We start from the raw sequence: 20,554 nt of genomic DNA on the forward strand, positions 1-20,554 counted from the left end.
CTACGCGCGCAAGCGCTTACCATTACTCAAGAGATAGAGACAAAAAATAAAAAAGCCAATGATGAAAATAATCACTCCGAAAAAGGCATGGCCAATATCGATATCGGAAATTCCAAGGATACTGTAACGAAAGGCATTGACCATATACAGAATCGGATTTAGCTGCGAAACACCCTGCCAAAACGGTGACAGCAGATCGATGCTATAGAACACGCCGCCCAGATAGGTCAAAGGCGTCAACACAAAGGTTGGAATAATAGAAACGTCATCAAAGGATTTCGCGTAAATACCGTTCACAAACCCCATCAGAGAAAAAAGCACCGCCGTCAAAACCACAATCAATATCATCACAGGAAGGTTGTGCACGTGGAGGCGAGTAAAGAACAGCGAGACCAGCGTCACAATAAGACCAACGGCGAGGCCTCTTGCCACGCCGCCCAGGACATACCCCAACAGAATAATATAGTTGGGTGTCGGCGACACAAGCAGCTCTTCAATACTGTGTTGAAACTTTGCACTGAAAAACGATGACACCACATTGGTGTAGGAATTACTGAGAATTGCCATCATGATCAAACCGGGGACGACAAATTCCATGTAGCTGAATCCTGCCATGGTTCCCACTCGCGACCCGATCAGCTGACCGAAAATAACAAAATACAGGGACATGGTGATGACCGGAGGCACCAATGTTTGAATCCATATGCGCATAAAACGGCGAATTTCTTTACGCAAAATGGTCAAGAACGCTACCCACTGCTCTGAAGGGCTCACGCGGACACCTCCTCGAGCTTCGCGGCAGATTTTCCGTCGTGCTCGTGAATCAAATTGACAAACAACTCCTCCAAACGATTGGCTTTGTTACGCATACTGACAACATCAACGCCGACTGCAGCTAATGCACTGAACACACCACTGAGAGACGCCCCTTTCGGCAATCCCACTTCAAGGGTCGTATCGTCCACCAGAACCATGTCGTAGGGTAAAGCGTCGGGCAAGGTACCGATGGCGGTGCGAAGGTCGAGAATAAACGTCTCACGATCCAGGGTTTTCAGCAGCGCTTTCATGCTGGTATTTTCGACAATGCGTCCCTCATCAATAATCGCAATATTGCGACAGAGACTTTCCGCTTCTTCGAGATAATGGGTAGTGAGAATGATGGTCGTACCCTGTCGATTAATCTCTTGCAGAAATTCCCACATTGAGCGACGCAATTCGATATCGACACCCGCTGTCGGCTCATCCAGGATAAGCAGCCTGGGCTCGTGAACCAACGCTCGGGCGATCATCAGCCGTCGTTTCATCCCGCCAGACAACATAAATGCTTGCGTATCTCGTTTATCCCACAAACCCAGCTGCTTGAGATAGCGCTCGATGCGAGGCGCAACGACCGAGGATCGCAAACCGTAGTAGCCTGCCTGATTGGCAACAATATCAGCCACTGTTTCAAATTGCGGAAAATTAAATTCTTGCGGGACAACACCGAGCATTTTTTTGGCGAGGGCAAAATCCTTATCGATGTCGTGACCAAATATGGAAACACGCCCCCCGGACTTGCGCACGAGCGAACAAATCACACCAATCGTCGTGGATTTTCCGGCGCCGTTAGGACCGAGCAACGCGAAAAAGTCCCCTTCTTGCACCTCCAGATCGATTCCTTTTAACGCCTGAAAGCCTTTATCGTAAATTTTCGTGAGCTGCTCAATGGATAGAGCGATCGACATAGATGTTTACCAACTGAGTGTATACGAGAACGTTTGCCGGTCTGATCGCGGCAACACCGCAGGCTGGAGATTCTGTCCGTTAGAATATGACAGCATCAGAAACAGGAGATTAGGCGCAGATCGAGAACAAATGAGCCGCCATAATACCATTTCCTCGTTATGACGGGGAATGCCTCCTGCGCTGCGCGATACAGTTGCAACGCAGCGCCAGGGGAACCTGAATCAGCCTCGAAGGGCAAAAGATACGCCATCCAACCAAGAAATGTTCAATATCACGCCAACACGTCCGGGTACTTTCGCAAAGCGGCCCGGAGTTGGTGGTAGGTCAAACCCAGCGCCTCAGCCGCAGGCTTCTGTCGAAATTGATGTTGCTCAAGGGCTTTACGCAAATAGGTCTGCTCAACGGCCGCTAACGTCTGCTTCAAATCTAGGGGTAGGTCTTGCGGTTTATTTGCGACGCCTATTGAAAGCTCTGACGCCTGCGCATCCGTCACGTTTGCATCAGATACATCCACCGATTCAGCCCATTCGTTTCCAGAAGGTGAGCCCATGGGTAACCATGGCGCCTGAAAAGGATCGATCAATAACGACGCCACCACCGCGTCAGGATTGTCATTGCGATACACACTGCGCTCCACCACATTTCTCAGCTCACGAACATTTCCCGGCCACGAATACTCTTGCAATTGCGCTAACGCCTGCCGACCAAACCCCGGAAACCAAGCCCGCTCCAGCTCGCGACACATTTTGTGAGCAAAGTGCTCTGCCAACTCTATGACGTCATCATCCCGCAGACGCAGTGGCGGCAAATGAACCACATCAAACGCCAGGCGATCCAGCAGATCTGCCCGAAATTTGCCGGACTCAACCGCCGCAGGCAAATCCGCATGCGTCGCTGCGACGACTCGAACGTCGACGTCGTACACTCTATTGCCACCGAGCCGGGTGAATTGACCATACTCGATCACCCGCAGCAATTTTTCCTGCACATTTAACGGCAGCGTTGCCAGCTCGTCTAAAAACAATGTGCCGCCGTCGGCCCGCTCGAACAGGCCTTCCCTCGCTCGTGCAGCACCGGTGAACGCCCCCGCATCATGGCCGAACAGCTCAGACTCCAGCAGCCCTTCTGTAAAGGTCGCGCAATTTATTTGCAGAAACGGTTGATTCCAGCGCGGTGACAAAAAATGCAATCGCTCGGCAATCAGCTCCTTACCAGTCCCTCTCTCACCAATAACCAGTACAGGTCGCTGCAACGGCGCCACACGAGAGACGTGCTCGAGTGCTTTTAACAAATTTTCCGAACTGCCCACCAGGTTTTGACGAGGGGTCACGGCACCTCCCAACTCATAAGCCAAATTAACCACATTATGGTCGATCAGACACATTAAAAGCTATATTAACCGCCAAAAGATCACCAAGAAAACACCAAAAAGTCACTTTTTTATTATTTTTCATAGAGTTACGTAAACCGGCACACTCCTCGCTATGTATCCGCCATACAACGCATTACGACCAAACACAGATCACTAGGAGACAGACCATGGGTATCTTTTCCCGCCTTGGCGACATCGTGAACGCCAACCTCAACGCGCTGCTGGATAAAGCAGAAGATCCGGAAAAAATGATCCGACTGATGATTCAGGAAATGGAAGAAACTCTGATAGAAGTCAGAAGCACGTCTGCACGCATCATCGCAGATCGGAAAGAACTTGAAAGACGCGCCGAATTTTTACAACAGGAAGCTGGCAAGTGGGAGCAAAAAGCCCGCCTGGCACTCAGTAAAGACCGCGAAGATCTCGCCCGCGCCGCTCTGATTGAACAGGACACCATCGAAGAAAATCTGGCACTGGCGCAGAAAGAAATTGCGGCAATTGATCAACAGGTTTCAGCCCTGGATACAGACATTGCCCAACTTCAGCAAAAGCTGGATGATGCTAAGAACAAACAGAAGTCTCTGCTGGCCCGCGAACGCTCAGTGCGTTCACGCATGGATATTCGCCGTTCAAGCAACCGCAGCAAATTGGAAGATGCCTTTAGCCGCTTTGAAGCTTACGAACGTCGTATGGATACCATGGAAGCAAAAGTGGAAGCTGAAGATCTCGGTTACACACGAACCTTACATGACGAGTTTGCGGATTTAGAAAAAGACGACAAAGTTAACGAAGCCCTCGCCAAGCTGAAAGCATCCATGTCATCCAAACAGGAGGAAAGCTGATGTCAACCACTGCTGCGTTTGTTACACCGGCGGTTGTTTTTCTGGTCATTGTCGCCCCGCTATGGCTGATACTGCATTACTGGACACAGGCCAGACTGCGCAAAGGTTTGTCCGCGGAAGATCGGGATTTATTGCGCCAGAGCCAACAGACGATTGTGCGTCTTGAAAAACGTCTGGAAACCCTCGAAACCATTCTTGATGCCGAGCACGAAGGGTGGCGTACCTACGAAAATCGCGACAGCGATGACAAGCACATGAGAGGACACTGACATGACTTGGTCTAGAAAATCCAGCGGCTACGGCCGCGACCTCTATCGAGACAAAACCAATGGCTGGATCCTTGGCGTCTGCGCGGGAATTGCCAATGCCTATGATAAGCCTCGCTGGCTGATTCGAATCCTGTTAATTACCGTGTGTCTGTTTAGTGGCGCACTGGGATTGCTACTCTACTTTGGTGGCTATCTACTGATGGATCGTCGACCAACACGACGACGTGAATCGTTTACTCATCATCAGCGACCCGTTTTTGATTATGATGAACCGCCCATGGAGCGAGCGCATAAAGTGCATGAAAGCCTTCACAGAATCGACCGACGACTGCAGGCCATGGAGCACTATGTCACCTCAAATCGGTATAAAGTAAACGAAGCATTCCGGAAACTTTAAAGAAAACCGATGCGCTTTCTACCGAAAGCGCATTTGTCCTCCCTCTAGATATTTTCGCGGCACCCTGTCATTTAAATCCTTTTTATATAGTTACCATGTTAACTATATTGCCTCCATTGCAGTTGTATTCTCCTCGTCTACACTGACAGTAGCGCAGGAATTTACCGACACCAGGGTCGGCAGCCGATAAAGCCCTGCAAACAAGTGTTGCCAGCATACAAAACCGTTCGATAGGCAACGTCTGGAATGCGTCGCCCATTGCAACGACGCTTCTGCGAACAGCGCTTAGACTCCTTTTCGATCGCCAAACGATTGAGCAGGTATTTTGATGGCACCCTCAGAAATCAACGTCGGCCAGATTAGTGACCTAATTCGGGATACTTCCTCTCTTATATCCCTGCCCGAAATCTATCTGAAAATAAAACAACTGATGGACGATGACCTATCGGATATTGAAGATTTTGCCGGTGTCGTTTCCATGGATGCGAATCTGGCAAGCGTCGTTCTCAAAGTCGTTAACAGCCCCTTTTACGGATTCTCCGGTCAGATCCAAGCCATAGACAGAGCCGTTAATTTACTGGGAATCGGTCAACTGCACGACTTGGTGCTGGCACTGTCTGCCGTTGATGCCATTAAAGTCGACAATGATATCGAACCCCTCAAAACCTTTTGGAAACGCTGCATTTATTGTGGTGTTATGGCACGTCTGCTGGCTGAAGAGCGAGGCGCGAAAGATGCGCCCACGATGTTTGTCATTGGCTTGCTGCACGAGGTGGGCCATATGCTGCTTTATATTAAACACCCACATGCGATAAAAACAGCCATTGACCTGGCTCTTGAAAAAAACGCCCCTCTTGCCAACAGTGAACTGCAGTTATTTGGATTTCACTATGGTCAGGTCGGCGCCGACCTTATGGAAAGCTGGAATTTGCCATCAAAATTTCAGCAGATCACCCGCCACCACATACAGCCGGATGCGGCTCCAGAAGACTTCCGTATGGACGCGTCCATTATGGGCCTCAGCCATAAACTTGCGAGCAATCTGCACCGCGGCGCTGATCCCCACGAATTTATAGAAGGAGAAATTGATCCGCAAGATATCGGAATAGATAAAGACACTATTGACAGCCTGCTGCCCCGAGCGGAAGAGCTGAGCCGTGACATGGAAAGTATGATCATTCGCAACTGATGTTGATACATTAATTCTATGGAGAGGCTATGATTCCTGCCCATCAAATGGTAATGCGCGTCGCCGACAAATTAACCTTGCCGCCGGTTTATGAAAAAGTCCGTGCCTTGATGCAAATGCAGGAGACCAACATTGATCAATATGTCGACGTGGTTGCTACAGATCCGGCCCTGGCTGAACGCATTACAAATTTCGCCAATAGTCAGTTTCTTGGCTATAGAAGACGCGCAAGAACCCTAAAGCAAGCCATGTCACTTATCGGCGCTATTCAAGTCCATGATATTTTACTGGGCTGCCTAGCCATGCGCGCGTTCGACGCCATCCCCGCTACGATTTTGGATCTAACAGAATACTGGCAGGGGAACGTATTTTGTGGAATAGCGGCTCGCAGCCTGAGTCGCCACGCGATGCTACCCGCCAGAGACAGAATGTTTACTCTCGGCTTACTGCACGATATCGGCCATATTGCCATGTACACAACCCTGCCCGCCAAGATGCAGGAAGCCATTGCCAACGCAAACGATCGACATCAAGCATTACATTTATTGGAAAAAGACCTGATTGGATTTCATTATGGTGAGGCGGGTAAAGAGATGGCGACCTATTGGAAATTGCCGGAAATCTATTGCGACGTCATCGAATGGCATATGGAACCGACGCTTGCCTCAAGTAATCGAATAGAAAAGGCAATTGTCTGCCTTGCACGTCATCTTTTATTGGATCAACCACAGGTTGGGATTAATCAGAAAATTCTGCCCAGCTGTCCCGGCTGGCAAATATTGCAAACCCCAATCGATAAACTCACCTATCTGCGCGAAGAGTCTCTGGCCCAAGTTCCGGATGTTATGAGCTGCCTCGCGCCAGACCTGGCGATAAACTCAGCATTAACGATAAACTCGCATTAAGGGAACTAGAGTGACGAATTTCGCCCAGACTTGGTTGAACATTCAATGTCGCTTGATTCAAGGTGTCGCGAGAGCGGTATTTCTACTGGCGGACGCAGACCAACGAAAATTAAAAGTCGCAGCACAATGGCCGCCCAATGATAGCGAAGCCAGCGAACTATTGGCGATTGCGCGCCTGTCCGCAAAAAAGCATCAACATAAAACACCTACGGCTTCATTAACGACCACCAAAAACTACGATTACTTTGCCTGGCCTCTAACGTTAAATGGCAGACTCTTAGGGATCGTTGCAGTTAAGACTTCTCACCAGGCAAAAACAACTCAAAAAAATATCTTACAAGCGTTACGCGTGGGATCACAGTGGCTCGCCCTACCTGAGCCCACCCAGCGAGAAAAAGATCAAACATTTGAGAAAATAACAGAGTTCGCCATCGCCATCAGCGCGCAGCCCGATCTCAAATCGACCATCGCCACCATCGTTAACACTCTGACCGCCGACCTGGAGTGTGAAAGAGTCAGCTATGGTGAGCAGCAAGGAGATCATTTACAGGTTAAAGCAATCTCCAATACCGCACTGTTGACCAATAGCTCAGACATTCTCAACGTGATCGGCGCCACCATGAATGAGGCGGCAGATCAGGACACGATCGTCAATTACCCTGCAACTCAATCAAAAATGCTAATCACACACGCGCATCGTGAACTTACGCGTCGTTACGGCAGCGGTTGCATCCTAACCATACCCTTAATAAACGACGGAATATTATTTGCGGCGATAACCTTAGAGCGTCGGGAAAGCAAACCTTTCACACAACGAGAGATCGATATTTGCCAACAGGCATTAAATTTATCTGCACCACTTATACAACTCCGTATGGATGCAGAGCGACCGCTTCACGAGCGGCTAGCCAAAGATACAAAAGAAGGCGCAGCGGCATTATTAGGCCTCAAGCATTTACGCGCCAAGGCGGTCGTACTCGTAATGATCGCCGTTCTGACCACCATGGCATTCTGGCAAAGTCCTTTTAAAATCACCTCAGACGCGGCGCTCGAAGGCGTCATTCAACGGTCGATCGCTGCACCTGTCGAAGGGTTTATTAAAACCGCCGTTGCCCGCGCCGGAGATACGATTCGTGAAGGCGATATTATTGCTACCATGGACGACAGCGAGCTACAACTGGAGCAAACCAGACTCACCAGCGAACAGCAACAGCTCAATCGGGAGTACCGTGAAGCCCTGGCGAATCGTGACCTTGTAGAAGTCAGAGTACTCAACGCCAAGCTTTCACAAACTGACGCGCAACGTAAACTGGTGTCTGAACAGCTGGAACGTACCCAAATACGCGCACCTTTTGATGCCATAGTGATTGACGGTGATCTGAGCCAATCTCTCGGCGCTCCCGTCACTCGCGGAGAGAACCTCTTTACAGTAGCGCCCTTGGATGGCTACCGAGTCATTTTAAAAGTTCGCGAAAACGATATCGCATATATTGAAAAGTCTCAGTCAGGCAACTTGTTATTATCCAGTCTACCGGATCAGACTCTACAGTTTACCGTGCGAAACATCACTCAGATTGCCACCAGCGAAGCTGGAGACAATCTGTTTCGTGTTGAAGCAGAATTGTTAAATCCACCAGCCAATCTGCGTCCGGGGATGGCAGGTATCGCCAAAGTTGAAATCACCGAAAAGAGCCTCCTGTGGATATGGAGCCGCGATCTTCGTGAATGGTTACACCTGCAATGGTGGCGGCTACTCCCTTGACGGATTCACCTTTCAGCCCCCAGTGGTATCGTGTTTGCCGGCTGACGCCTCGATTGGCATCCCATGTAGTTGTCCAACGCAACAGCTATCGAGGAATGATATGGTTTATCCTCGACGACCGAATCAACAACCGCACCCACCGATTCAACGCGGCAGCCTATCACATCATTGGCATGATGAACGGGCGCCGAGATGTCGACACCATCTGGCAGAAGACGCAATCAGAACTGGGAGATTTCGCCCCCACACAAGACGACGTCATTGATCTGCTCTCACAATTACATCAGGCGGATCTTCTCGGCACCAACAAAGCCAGCGATCTTGATGAACTGTTTTCTCGCTCTGATACCCAGCGTCAACAAAACCTTAAGCAGCGAATCGGCAATCCTCTGGCCATCAGGATTTCTCTCTGGGATCCTAACGCATTTCTGAATAAACACATCCGCTTTATCAGTTTGCTATTTCACGCCAGGATTCTCTATCTAAGCTTTCTGTTTCTCATTGTTTGCTTACTGACCTTGGCCATAAAATGGTCATCACTTTCCATTTATGCCGCTCAAAGCCAAGACTTTGGCTTTACCTTGGTGTGCTTTTTACTGCTCTACCCGATCGTTAAACTCTTGCATGAATTGGGACACGCGTTTACAGCGAAACACTACGGCTGTGAAGTTCACGAGATGGGCATTACCTTCCTGTTATTTATGCCCATCCCCTACGTCGATGTCTCCAGCGCCAGCTTATTACGCAGTGCTAAACAACGAATGTTAATCGGCGCCGCCGGCATCCTTGTTGAACTGGTCCTGGCGGCAGTCGGACTGGTTATTTGGCTTGCTACTGAACCCGGATGGATCAAGCACATCGGCTATAGCCTCTTGTTGATCGGCGGGATCTCTTCGCTGTTGTTTAATGGAAATCCTCTGCTTAAATACGATGGTTATTACATCCTTGCGGACGGCATCGGTATACCTAACCTGTTTCAACGATCTCGTCATTATCTCGTTTTCTTATTAAAAAAATATGTGCTTGGGATCAATACCCTCACGTCGCCAGCTACGTCACCCGGCGAATCCTCCTGGTTTATCGGATATGGCATCGCCTCTACATTCTATCGTCTGCTGCTGATATGGATCATTGCCTTATATTTACTTGAGATCAACGTTTACCTTGGCGCCGCCTTGGTCGCCTGGTTGGCCTTTGGACAAATTGGCTATCCACTGATAAAAGCAATAGGTTTCCTACTGACCAGCGCGTCTCTCGATGGGAAACGGCTTCGCAGTATTACCATCACACTATCCACTACAACCACATTGCTCGCCTGCATTTTCTGGATGCCGTTACCATCGTACACCTCTGCCCAGGGAATCGTCTGGATGCCGGATGCCGCCGAACTTCGAGCCGATGCAGACGGATTCGTTACACAAGTTTCAGCGTCAACCGGCGACACACTTTCAGAAGGAGGATCGGTCATCGGACTCAGTGAACCCGAGCTTGGTGCCCGCGTTACAGTCATTCGCTCGCGCTTACGCGAGTTGGGCAGTCAATATCAGTCCCTCTGGGGAAAAGACCGAGTTGCAGCACAAAATATAAAAGAGGAAATGAAAGTCCTCTATGCAGAACTGACAGAGGCTGAGAAACGACTCGCCAACCTCGTCATTCGCACTAAGCAAACCGGAACACTTATCTTCCCCGATGATGACCTGCTACTCGGTAAATACCTACACAAGGGGGACTTGGTTGGATTTGTCGTTTCCGACCAGCCGACGTTAATTAAAGTTGCCATACCACAGACAGATATCGGAAAAATTCAAAACCACGTTCACAAAGTCACGTTTCGACTCTCAAGCGATATACATCGAACACTTACCGGCGATTTCATCAGAACAATACCGGAGGCAAGTCACAAACTCCCGAGCCCAGCTCTGGCGAGCCGCAACGGCGGTCCAATCGCCGCAGAGATGACACCCGATAACACTTTACGCAGTTTCGATAAAATTTTTACAGTCGAAGTTGCACTACCAGAAATGAACATGCCGCTGCTTATCGGACAACGTGCTTATGTCCGCTTTGAACACGGCCGAGAAACCCTCGCCACTCAATGGTACCGAAGCTTTCGGCAAACCTTCTTGAGGCGTCTGCATGTTTGATAGTAGCCTTAAACCGGGCTTGTCTCTGGGCCTCTATCCGCAGCGGTGGTCTCAAACACCAAATTTCGCAGAGCGCACTTTCAAATGGCTAAAGGATCAAAAAGACCGCCAGACTCTGCCAACAACAAGAGCACAGCTTGCCGCCAAAGTGGATGCCGCTGCGAGCCACTTAAACGAGCTCACTGATATACAACTCGGAAAAGAGTGGCACCAACTCCGCGATAAATTAAACCGTTTTGGCCTCTGCCCATCAAGCATATTCCTGAGTTTTGCACTGCTACGAGAAATCGCAGAGCGTGAAACAGGGAAACGGTTTTATGATACACAACTGCTCGGCGGATGGACGATCATGACCGGGCGAATTGCTGAAATGGAAACCGGCCAAGGAAAATCCTTCACCTGTGTACTGCCTGCCTGTACCGCCGCTCTGGCAGGAATTCCCGTCCATGTCTTCACGGCAAATGACTACCTCGCCCAACGCGATGAGGCAGAATTTCGCTCTCTCTACAGAAGGCTTGGGCTAAGCTCCGCCGCGGTGTACGACGGACAACCGCTCGAAGAGCGACAGGCGGCTTACGAAAGTGACATCGTTCACTCTACCGCACCTCAGATCGCTTTCGACTATCTGAGAGACCGCCGAGAGATGTCCAGTACTCGTTCAGACAAACAATTACAATTGCGATATATGCAAGCCCGCCATCGCGACCAAAAAAGGCCTTTCTGCCTGCGCGGCTTATGCTTTGCGATTGTTGATGAGATCGATAGCGTGCTGATTGATGAAGCGAGTACGCCGCTGATTTTGTCTGCCACTCGCCAAGAAAAAGCACGTCAACGGCAATTTTGTGATGCCCTGTATCTGGCAAAATCTCTAGAGAAGACGGTCGACTACACAACTGATCTTGAAAATCGCAAAGCGACACTAACCGAAGCGGGTTCCGAAAAGCTAACCACATTGGTCGACGTTCTCGATGGCTTTTGGAAAATTCGCCGACAACGAGAATTTTTGGTGACTCAAGGACTGCAGGCACTTCACCTCTATCAACGGGATGAAGACTATATTGTCCGCGATGGCAGGGTTATGATCGTCGACCCTCTCACCGGTCGAGTTATGCCTGATCGCAGCTGGCAGCAGGGCTTACACCAGCTGATCGAAGCAAAGGAAGGCTGCGAAGTAACATCGGAAAAAGACCCTCTCGCCAGGATCACCTTCCAAACGTTCTTTCGTCGTTATCTGTTTATGGCGGGCATGTCAGGCACGGTCACCGAATGCTCAGCTGAAATCTGGAAAGATTATGGTCTAACGGTGACACGCATCCCTCCTCATCAAAGCAATCGACGTCATCATTTCGGTGAACGATTGTATCTCGACAATCACGCATTACGACACGCACTGATATCGACACTGAAACAACGGCACAATCAGGGACAGCCCGTCCTCATTGGTACTAGAACGATTGCCGAAAGCGAGAAGGTCAGCGACTGGTGTCATCAGGCATCACTTCCTCACCAATTACTCAACGCTCATCAAGACTACCAGGAAGCGCAACTCATTGGGCAGGCAGGAAACAAAGGAGCCATTACCATTGCTACCAATATGGCTGGTCGAGGCACTGACATCTCTATTTCCAAAGAGGCGGCGCAATTGGGAGGCTTGCACGTCATCTGCATTGGCCGCAATACATCTCACCGCCTGGACAGGCAGTTAATCGGACGCTGCGCCCGGCAAGGCGACCCCGGCAGCGCAGAGTTGATGAGTTCACTCGATGACGAACAACTAAAAGCCGGATATACGGAAAGTGTTCTTACCGGGTTACGTAAATTATTCATACGTCCCCACGATGCCCTACCTGCTTGGCTATCGACAGTGATCCTGGCCATCCCTCAAATCCAAAAAATTCATTATGACAAACGGCATCGACAACGAATGAAGCGCCACGAGGAACAACTGCAGCGATCTCTGGCATTCAGTGGACGACAGGAATAACCAATCTCGCTATCAAGGAAACAATCGTGCCGCCGCTATTGACGTTATGATTCTAATGAAACGTGTAACCATGCAAATTTCAACACCAGAGTTTCGCACACCACACCTTCGCTGGTTAGGGCTGGTCTTATGTATCGGTGGGTCTCACCTGTTCGCTCAAGATTCGACAGACCTCGATTGCATGGTAAAACCGGAGATGTATATCAATCTGGCAAGTCCCGTTGATGGTGTTCTGGCAGAAGTTCATGTCAATAAAAGTGACACCGTTGTGCGAGGACAGGCACTTGCTCGCCTAGAATCTCTCGTGGAGGAAGCAAACGTCGACATCGCCCGGGAAGAAGCGGAAACCGATAATCTGGTAAAAGCCCGAAGGCTTCTTTATAAGCACTCTCTGCGAAAACAAAATCGTATCGGAGATCTCTTTAGAGCCAAAGCGGCCTCCAGTCAGGATTATGATGACGCGGTAATCGAAACCGAAATTGCACAAACGGAACTTTTACAAGCGGAAGTTGATCAACAACGGGCAAAGTTGCAACTGGAATTGGCGAAAGCTCAGTTGGAGCAAAAGATTATTCGTAGTCCCGTGGATGGCATCGTTGTCGAACGCTATCTGATGCCGGGGGAATCTGTCGAAAACCGCCCAATATTGCAATTGGCCAAGGTCGATCCTCTGCAAGTCGAAGTTCTTGCTCCAGCGCAGATTTTTGGCAAAGTTCTGCCCGCTATGGAGGTTGAGATATTTCCCGATTACCCTACAGACAGTCGTTACCTGGCAAAGGTATCGATCATTGACCGCATCATTGATGCCGCCAGTGGAACCTTCACGATACTGCTGGAGTTACCGAATCCGGATGAAAAACTGGTTGGAGGCACTCGGTGCATCGCTCGCTTTGCAATCCCTTCCGACATTCAAATCGGCCGAATTAAACAAACGGGTTTTGACGGCGATCTTCCGGCGGAAATTCGCGCCTTGCTAAAGGAATAAGTCACTGCGACAAACAAACGATCCCTGTCATTGCCCTCGACTAAAACAGAAGCCAAACAAGGCGTTCCAGCCGTGCGCTTTCGACTACTCTTACAATAGCAGGTAAATCGCACCCTATATTTCTATTCGAAATATAACATACGTATTTAGTCAAAAAGGTTTGCTGCGTTGCTCGTGTTTCCGGTTTCAGGACGAGACCAAGATTTCCAGGCCTTCTGAACTATGAAACAGAAAATTCATCTTACCGTTCACTCACAGGCAATTTTTGAACGATTAGAGCCCCGCCAATTGTTCAGTGCCGGAGTGGAATCTCTCGTGCTCGACTCAGGTCTCGACAACACTACACCACCCCTGGAAATGACAATCAACGAATCCTCCTCGGATTTCGATCATAGCGAGCAGGCAGACGCATTAAATATGCGTCATGAACTGATTATTATCGACGCAGGTGTTGAAGATTATGACCTGCTTGTCAACGACATCCTTGGAGATAAAAACGATCTCGAACGCAATATCGAAGTCGTCGTGCTTGACAGCAATCGCGATGGTATCGATCAGATCTCCTCCATTTTGGCCGACTATAATGATCTCGATGCCATACATCTGCTCTCCCATGGCAACGATGGTTTCATAGAACTGGGCAATCAACGCATCGACGATGTCAGACTTTCTCAAGAGTTTGAAGAGATCAGTCGTTGGGCAGGTTCGTTCAGCGAAAATGGCGAAATATTGATTTACGGCTGTAATCTCGCCGCCACAGAATCCGGCCAAGCCATGGTGAACACCCTTGCCGCATTAACCAACACGGATGTTGCTGCTTCAGATGACGTCACCGGATCAACCGCTCAGGGCGGTGATTGGCAACTCGAATACTATACCGGCAGTATCGAAACCACCGCACTGAATAGCACCAGCCAGAGCAGTAGCTGGCAAGGCACACTGGCGAGTGAAAACCTTACCGGAATCTGGGGCTCGCCCGCCACGAACACCTACACGGCAAATACCAGTGCCGCCAATCAGGTTGGCGTAACAGTAAACTACGCAACCCCCTCCGGAACCGCCGTCACCAACGTTTCTAACAACACGATGACAACAAACAGCTTCTTCAGTAATTCAGCTGTCGAAGGCGCTACATCACTGAGCGGCAACTTCTTTTGGGATACATCCCCTGAAGACGGAACCAGCGCAACGGACGACGGGGGCACAATTACCGTCACCGTAACATTTGATCAGGAAGTGATAGACCCCATCATCCACATTGATCGTCTCGGAGGCATCGGCAGTAGTGTCAGTAATTCCGCCTTATGGACACTGACGACAGCCGGTGCCTCACTCGTCAAACTGGCGGGCGTTGATCACCTCGATGTGACTTCAACAACGTTTCAGAGAACGCCTGGTGATGCTCAATCCGTGGTAAATCAAGAAGCCTCTGCCAACCGGAATGAAGGCACCGCAGCGGGATCCATTCAGGTAACCGGGACGTTTACGACTCTCACCTTTGCTGTGACTGGATCAGGCGTGGAAGGCGCGGGTGGCGATGGTATTGAGTTTGTTTGGGAGACCATTGGCAATAACCCACTCATTACCAGCGATGGCGGCGGCAACAATGCAGCGATAAGTGTCATCGAGAATACCAATGCAGTGACCACCGTAACTGCGACGGATGAACAGTCTCAAGACATCACTTATAGTATTTCAGGCGGCGCCGACGCCAGCTATTTCAGCATTGACTCGAATAGCGGTCAACTCCGTTTTATTTCAGCACCCGATTATGAAACTCCGGCAGATGCGGATGCCGACAACATCTACGATGTTACTGTTAGGGCAACCGATACGTCCGGTGCGTTCGATACCCAACAAATATCCGTCACGGTTCAAGACGACCTGAGCGGCCCCACCATCACTAATCCTGGCAACCAAACAACACCGGAAGATACTAACCTGATCTTTAGTACTGCGAATGGCAATGCGCTGTCGCTAAGCGATGATGCCGGCACTCTTCTTACAACAACTCTGAACATAAGTAACGGTGTTCTGACATTGGCGACAACCTCTGGACTGAGCTTTTCTGAAGGCGACGGCACAAATGACAGTACGATAACGTTTACCGGCAGTGTCGAAGACATCAACGCAGCCCTGGATGGAATGGTTTTTACGCCAGCAAATGACTTCAACGGGACCTCTCAACTGTCGCTCAGTACCGAGAACAATGAACATGCTACCCTAGCCATCGACAACTCGCTGCAAGCGAGATACACCTTTGATGAAAGCGATCCAGGAAGTGATTCAAGCCCTAGTGGCGCGAAAGACGGTATTGTCAATGGTGCGACTCAGATAGAGGATTCTGAACGAGGCACCGTACTCGATTTCGATGGCAACGACGACTATGTGGAAATCGCAGGCCTGTTTGATCAGCCAGAAACTATAACGCTTGCAACGTGGATCAATGTTGATGCGGGGGAAACCACAGGACATCTTATCGTTCTCGGGGATTCCGTTGGTCTAGGTTTAAATTCCGCAGGCAGCCAGATCCACGGTTGGTTTTACGACGGCACCAGCTTTCTTCATACCGGTACGACAGATACTGCTTACAATCTAGCGGGCGACGGATGGCAACATCTCGCCTATACCTTAGATACAGTCAACAATATTCAGCGATTTTATTTGAATGGTGAATTACTCGCCGAGACGACCTATATCACGGATGTTTCCTGGACGCTGGGCACAAATACGTATTTAGGTTCTAGAGATGCGTCATCGCCGGAATGGGCCTATTCCGGGCTAATGGACGACGCCAGAATCTACGACCGCGCTTTGACGACTGACGAGATCGCAGCTCTCGCCATCGCCGCCCCCATTCAAGATGAAACCTTAGAAATTCAAGTCACTCCGTTAAACGATGCCCCTGCAGTGACCGCTGCCACAGGAAGCTTCAACTATTATGAGGGCTACGGCGTCGTACCGCTCGGCGGTACAGTTAACATTACAGATGTTGACAGCAGTGACTTTGATGGAGGAACGCTGATCTACCAACTGTCACAAAATGGTGAGGCGGAGGACCGACTTGCCCTCACCGACGAAGGCCCAGGAGCAGAAAATGTTAATATTGATGGCACTAACATTTACTACAGTGATGTTCTGGTAGGAACCTATACAGGATCTGTAACGGGTTCAACACCACTCGTAGTCACCTTTAACGGCAATGCGTCCGTTGAGGCTGTCAATGAAGTTGCTCGCAACATCACCTACGAAAATACATCCGAGAATCCGATCGCTTCAACCCGTACGATAGAAGGCTATGTTACCGATGGCGATGGCGGCACGAGTAATACGATCACCGGATATATAAACGTTGTCCCCGTTAATGATGCGCCGCAAGGCATCGACAGCTACGTCAGTACAACCGAGGATTCTACCTATACCTTTGCGCTCAGTGATTTCAATTACAGCGATCTTGAAGACGACAATCTTAGTGCAATCTGGTTTGACGATATTCCCAGCAGTGGCAGCCTGATTCACAATGGCGTTATCCTGTCAGCCGGGGACTCAGTATCAGCTGCCGATATTCAGGCGGGGCTACTGACTTACCAACCCGCATCAAACATCAACGGAAATAACGCAGATAGTTTTACGTTTCGAGTCCAGGACGACGGAGGCACAGACAACTTCGGAAGTGATACAGATTCAACACCGAATACCTTAACCATCAATATTGCGGCTGTTAATGACGCCCCGGTTATTACCAGCGACAGCAATCTGTCAGTGGTGGAAAACACCACCACAGTCGCTACCCTTACCAGCAATGATGTGGATGGCGATACGGTAACCTACACCATTACCGGTGGTGCCGACGCCGCGCTCTTCTCCATCGACAGTAATACAGGCGAATTGCTCTTCGATGCCGCACCAGATTTTGAATCCCCCGTCGATGCCGACGGTAACAATATTTACGATGTACAGGTAACCGCCAACGATGGGAATGGCGCCAGTGATGTACAAAACCTTGCCATTACGGTTACCGACAGCAATGAAACGCCAACAGATATTTCCCCCAATGGCTTTTCTATCCCAGAGAATACCGACACCTCTGGCGGGTACTCCCTCGGTGCACTCTCCACCATTGATCCGGACTCGGGCGATACCTTCACCTACACCATTGTTGGCGGACCAGATGCAGCCGTGTTCGCTATTGGCGGCGCCAACAGTGACGAACTGATCATCGATGATGGTGTGCTGGATTATGAAACTCAGGCGCTTTACCAGGTCGTGGTACAAACCACCGATGCCGGTGGACTGACTTATGATGAAACCTTAACCCTTACAATCACCGATCAAAATGACGCACCCATCATCACCAGCGCCAGCAATCTGTCGGTGGTGGAAAACACCACCACGGTCGCTACGCTCACCAGCAATGATGTGGATGGCGATACGGTAACCTACACCATTACCGGTGGTGCCGACGCCGCGCTCTTCTCCATCGACAGTAACACAGGCGAACTGATCTTCGATGCCGCACCAGATTTTGAATCCCCTGCCGATGCCGACGGCAATAATATTTACGATGTACAGGTAACCGCCAGCGACGGCAATGGTGCCAGTGATGTGCAAAACCTTGCCATTACGGTTACCGACAGCAATGAAACGCCAACGGATATTGCCCCCAATGGCTTTTCTATCCCTGAGAATACCGACACCTCTGGCGGGTATTCCCTCGGTGCACTCTCCACCATTGATCCGGACTCGGGCGATACCTTCACCTACACCATTATTGGCGGACCAGATGCAGCCGTATTCAGTATTGGCGGCGCCAACAATGACGAACTGATCATTGATGATGGTCTGCTGGATTATGAAACCCAGGCGCTTTACCAGGTCGTGGTACAAACCACCGATGCCGGTGGACTGACCTATGATGAAACGATAACCCTTACAATCACCGATCAAAATGAAGGTCCCGCCTTCACATCAACTCCGGTGACCATTGCGTCGGAAGATGCCGCCTATTCCTACACTCTGACCGCCAACGATCCCGAGGGAGCCTCTCTAATCTTTACGGCAGATACCCTGCCCGCCTGGCTGACTCTTACCGACAACGGTGATGGCACCGCGACCTTGAGCGGTACCCCCTCTAACGATGATGTCGGTGACCAACCGGTGGCAATAAGAGTCTCCGACGGTGTCAATCAACAACTGCAGAGTTATACCCTATCCGTCGTCAACACCAATGACGCTCCGGTTATTACCAGCGCCAGCAATCTGTCAGTGGTGGAAAACACCACCACGGTCGCTACGCTCACCAGCAATGATGTGGATGGCGATACGGTAACCTATACCATTACCGGTGGTGCCGACGCCGCGCTCTTCTCCATCGACAGCAACACAGGCGAACTGATCTTCGATGCCGCACCAGATTTTGAATCCCCTGCCGATGTCGACGGCAACAATATTTACGATGTACAGGTAACCGCCAGCGACGGCAATGGTGCCAGTGATGTGCAAAACCTTGCCATTACGGTTACCAACAGTAATGAAGCTCCAACGGATATTGCCCCTAATGGCTTTTCTATCCCAGAGAATACCGACACCTCTGGTGGGTATTCCCTCGGTGCACTCTCCACCATTGATCCGGACTCGGGCGATACCTTCACCTACACCATTATTGGCGGACCAGATGCAGCGGTGTTCTCTATTGGCGGCGCCAACAGTGACGAACTGATACTCACAAATGGAGTTTTAGATTTCGAACGACAATCAAATTATGCGATCGATATTCAATCCGTCGACAGCCAAGGGAATCTGCTAACGAAAAGGGTTCAAGTGACGACAAGCGACGTTGATGAAACAGCACGAATCACGTCAATAGTTTCCACGAATCTCATTGCCGACGAGACGTACGTGCAGAGATTAGTCATAGAAAATGGCAGTAGCGATACACAATGGTCAACAATAACGCTACCCTCTTGGCTCGTCTTAAACCAACACGAAGATGGCAGTGCGACCTTGCAGGGTATAGTGCCGCAAAGTCTCACAACTACCACAGATGTCATTCTTGAAGTCACACATAAAGGAGAAACGACTCGATTCAGCTTTTCACTCACGCTGGATAGCAGTCAAACCACTCCTGTATCAATTGTGAACGATGGGGACCAACGTATTTTCGGTTCCGGGCCAGATATAACCAACGGACATCAGCATCAAACAACAATTCAGCGTATTGACGACGCCATCGCAGAACCATCTCATACCGAAAACTCTGATCACGATGCAACGCTGGAAGAATCCACCGAAACCATCGACGAAAACACTGAATCTGCACAGAGTTCAAACGCAGAGGAAAAGCTATCATCTGACGAATCTTCATCCACATCCGAAAACCTTTCTCAGCTCAGCGAAAGCACAACTGAAAAAACAGCAATTGCGACACCTTTCAACAAACTTAGAACCGAGACACCGGCAAGCCAGTCACACGATCTGTTTGATCAAGGTCTTTCACCAAAAGACAGTAACGATCATGAGCGCATTGAACAGAATTATGATTTTGAATCCCTAATAAAAACCTCTAACCCGGTCGATAATTGGCGCAATCAAAGTGCGCAACTCATGCAAAGTCAATTGCAGCTTAGTCGCGCCTCCCTTTCTACAGATTTTACCTTAAACAGCGACAATGATGAGCTATGGACCAATATACGCCGCATGCAACTCGAAATGGAGGAGGATTATCAAGAGATAGAAGCCAATGACGTAGAAATCCATTTTGTTACTGGTGCAGCGATTAGCGTTACAGCAGGGTTCGTGGGCTGGATCTTTCGCGGCAGTGCCCTTCTAAGCAGCTTGCTGTCTTCGGTGAAAGTATTCCAAAACTTTGACCCTCTCGCTATTGTTTCTAAAAGCTCGACGACCTCGGGCACCGAGAGAGCACCTGCTGACAGCGAACATCAACCCATTGACGAATTTTTTAATCAACACAAGCGATGACT

General features: G+C 49.8%; 13 protein-coding genes. 10 read left to right on the plus strand and 3 right to left on the minus strand.

Annotated elements, in window-relative coordinates:
- From ACXAFR_RS12165 to pspF, 3 genes are all read right to left on the minus strand, one after another.
- Nucleotides 1-774 carry an ABC transporter permease gene (locus tag ACXAFR_RS12165; RefSeq protein WP_475177199.1) on the minus strand — a complete coding sequence of 258 codons (774 nt, stop codon included), beginning with the start codon at nucleotides 772-774 and terminating at the stop codon, nucleotides 1-3.
- Nucleotides 771-1,724, minus strand: a complete 954-nt coding sequence (locus ACXAFR_RS12170; protein WP_475177203.1) for an ABC transporter ATP-binding protein — start codon at nucleotides 1,722-1,724, stop codon at nucleotides 771-773. Before ACXAFR_RS12170 ends, ACXAFR_RS12165 begins: the two co-directional genes overlap by 4 nt.
- A 272-nt stretch (nucleotides 1,725-1,996) precedes the next feature.
- Entirely contained in the window at nucleotides 1,997-3,055 is a 1,059-nt protein-coding gene (pspF, locus tag ACXAFR_RS12175) for a phage shock protein operon transcriptional activator (protein WP_475177208.1), read from the minus strand.
- A gap of 209 nt (nucleotides 3,056-3,264) precedes the next feature.
- Between pspF and pspA the strand changes: the two genes are divergently transcribed.
- The 10 genes from pspA to ACXAFR_RS12225 all read left to right on the plus strand — a co-directional run bounded on the left by pspA (nucleotide 3,265) and on the right by ACXAFR_RS12225 (nucleotide 20,552).
- Nucleotides 3,265-3,939, plus strand: a complete 675-nt coding sequence (gene pspA / locus ACXAFR_RS12180; RefSeq protein WP_475177211.1) for a phage shock protein PspA — start codon at nucleotides 3,265-3,267, stop codon at nucleotides 3,937-3,939.
- A complete protein-coding gene (pspB, locus tag ACXAFR_RS12185) occupies nucleotides 3,939-4,208 on the plus strand; it encodes an envelope stress response membrane protein PspB (protein WP_475177213.1) in 270 nt (89 codons plus the stop codon). Before pspA ends, pspB begins: the two co-directional genes overlap by 1 nt.
- 1 nt (nucleotide 4,209) lies before the next feature.
- Nucleotides 4,210-4,605, plus strand: a complete 396-nt coding sequence (pspC, locus tag ACXAFR_RS12190) for an envelope stress response membrane protein PspC (RefSeq protein WP_475177214.1) — start codon at nucleotides 4,210-4,212, stop codon at nucleotides 4,603-4,605.
- Nucleotides 4,606-4,933: 328 nt separating this feature from the next.
- Complete coding sequence (locus ACXAFR_RS12195) at nucleotides 4,934-5,794, plus strand: HDOD domain-containing protein (protein WP_475177217.1); 861 nt, start codon at nucleotides 4,934-4,936, stop codon at nucleotides 5,792-5,794.
- 29 nt (nucleotides 5,795-5,823) lie between these two features.
- Complete coding sequence (locus tag ACXAFR_RS12200; protein WP_475177219.1) at nucleotides 5,824-6,699, plus strand: HDOD domain-containing protein; 876 nt, start codon at nucleotides 5,824-5,826, stop codon at nucleotides 6,697-6,699.
- A 10-nt stretch (nucleotides 6,700-6,709) separates the two neighbouring features.
- Nucleotides 6,710-8,461 (plus strand): GAF domain-containing protein, encoded by a 1,752-nt coding sequence (locus tag ACXAFR_RS12205; protein WP_475177223.1) that lies wholly within the window; start codon nucleotides 6,710-6,712, stop codon nucleotides 8,459-8,461.
- Nucleotides 8,425-10,605 (plus strand): site-2 protease family protein, encoded by a 2,181-nt coding sequence (locus ACXAFR_RS12210; protein WP_475177225.1) that lies wholly within the window; start codon nucleotides 8,425-8,427, stop codon nucleotides 10,603-10,605. The genes ACXAFR_RS12205 and ACXAFR_RS12210 overlap by 37 nt, the downstream gene beginning before the upstream one ends.
- Nucleotides 10,598-12,589 (plus strand): preprotein translocase subunit SecA, encoded by a 1,992-nt coding sequence (locus ACXAFR_RS12215; RefSeq protein WP_475177226.1) that lies wholly within the window; start codon nucleotides 10,598-10,600, stop codon nucleotides 12,587-12,589. The genes ACXAFR_RS12210 and ACXAFR_RS12215 overlap by 8 nt, the downstream gene beginning before the upstream one ends.
- Nucleotides 12,590-12,659: 70 nt before the next feature.
- A complete protein-coding gene (locus ACXAFR_RS12220; RefSeq protein WP_475177229.1) occupies nucleotides 12,660-13,574 on the plus strand; it encodes an efflux RND transporter periplasmic adaptor subunit in 915 nt (304 codons plus the stop codon).
- A gap of 222 nt (nucleotides 13,575-13,796) precedes the next feature.
- Complete coding sequence (locus tag ACXAFR_RS12225; RefSeq protein WP_475177231.1) at nucleotides 13,797-20,552, plus strand: DUF4347 domain-containing protein; 6,756 nt, start codon at nucleotides 13,797-13,799, stop codon at nucleotides 20,550-20,552.
- Nucleotides 20,553-20,554 lie beyond the last annotated feature (2 nt).

This window comes from Pseudomaricurvus sp. ABR4_320 (genome assembly GCF_056159445.1).

Coding starts and splice junctions, on each gene's coding strand:
- pspC (WP_475177214.1), top strand. CDS start 4,210: ATGACTTGGTCTAGAAAATCCAGCGGCTACGGCCGCGACCTCTATCGA.
- pspB (WP_475177213.1), top strand. CDS start 3,939: ATGTCAACCACTGCTGCGTTTGTTACACCGGCGGTTGTTTTTCTGGTC.
- ACXAFR_RS12210 (WP_475177225.1), top strand. CDS start 8,425: ATGGTTACACCTGCAATGGTGGCGGCTACTCCCTTGACGGATTCACCT.
- pspA (WP_475177211.1), top strand. CDS start 3,265: ATGGGTATCTTTTCCCGCCTTGGCGACATCGTGAACGCCAACCTCAAC.
- ACXAFR_RS12225 (WP_475177231.1), top strand. CDS start 13,797: ATGAAACAGAAAATTCATCTTACCGTTCACTCACAGGCAATTTTTGAA.
- ACXAFR_RS12170 (WP_475177203.1), bottom strand. CDS start 1,724: ATGTCGATCGCTCTATCCATTGAGCAGCTCACGAAAATTTACGATAAA.
- ACXAFR_RS12215 (WP_475177226.1), top strand. CDS start 10,598: ATGTTTGATAGTAGCCTTAAACCGGGCTTGTCTCTGGGCCTCTATCCG.
- ACXAFR_RS12200 (WP_475177219.1), top strand. CDS start 5,824: ATGATTCCTGCCCATCAAATGGTAATGCGCGTCGCCGACAAATTAACC.
- ACXAFR_RS12220 (WP_475177229.1), top strand. CDS start 12,660: ATGCAAATTTCAACACCAGAGTTTCGCACACCACACCTTCGCTGGTTA.
- ACXAFR_RS12195 (WP_475177217.1), top strand. CDS start 4,934: ATGGCACCCTCAGAAATCAACGTCGGCCAGATTAGTGACCTAATTCGG.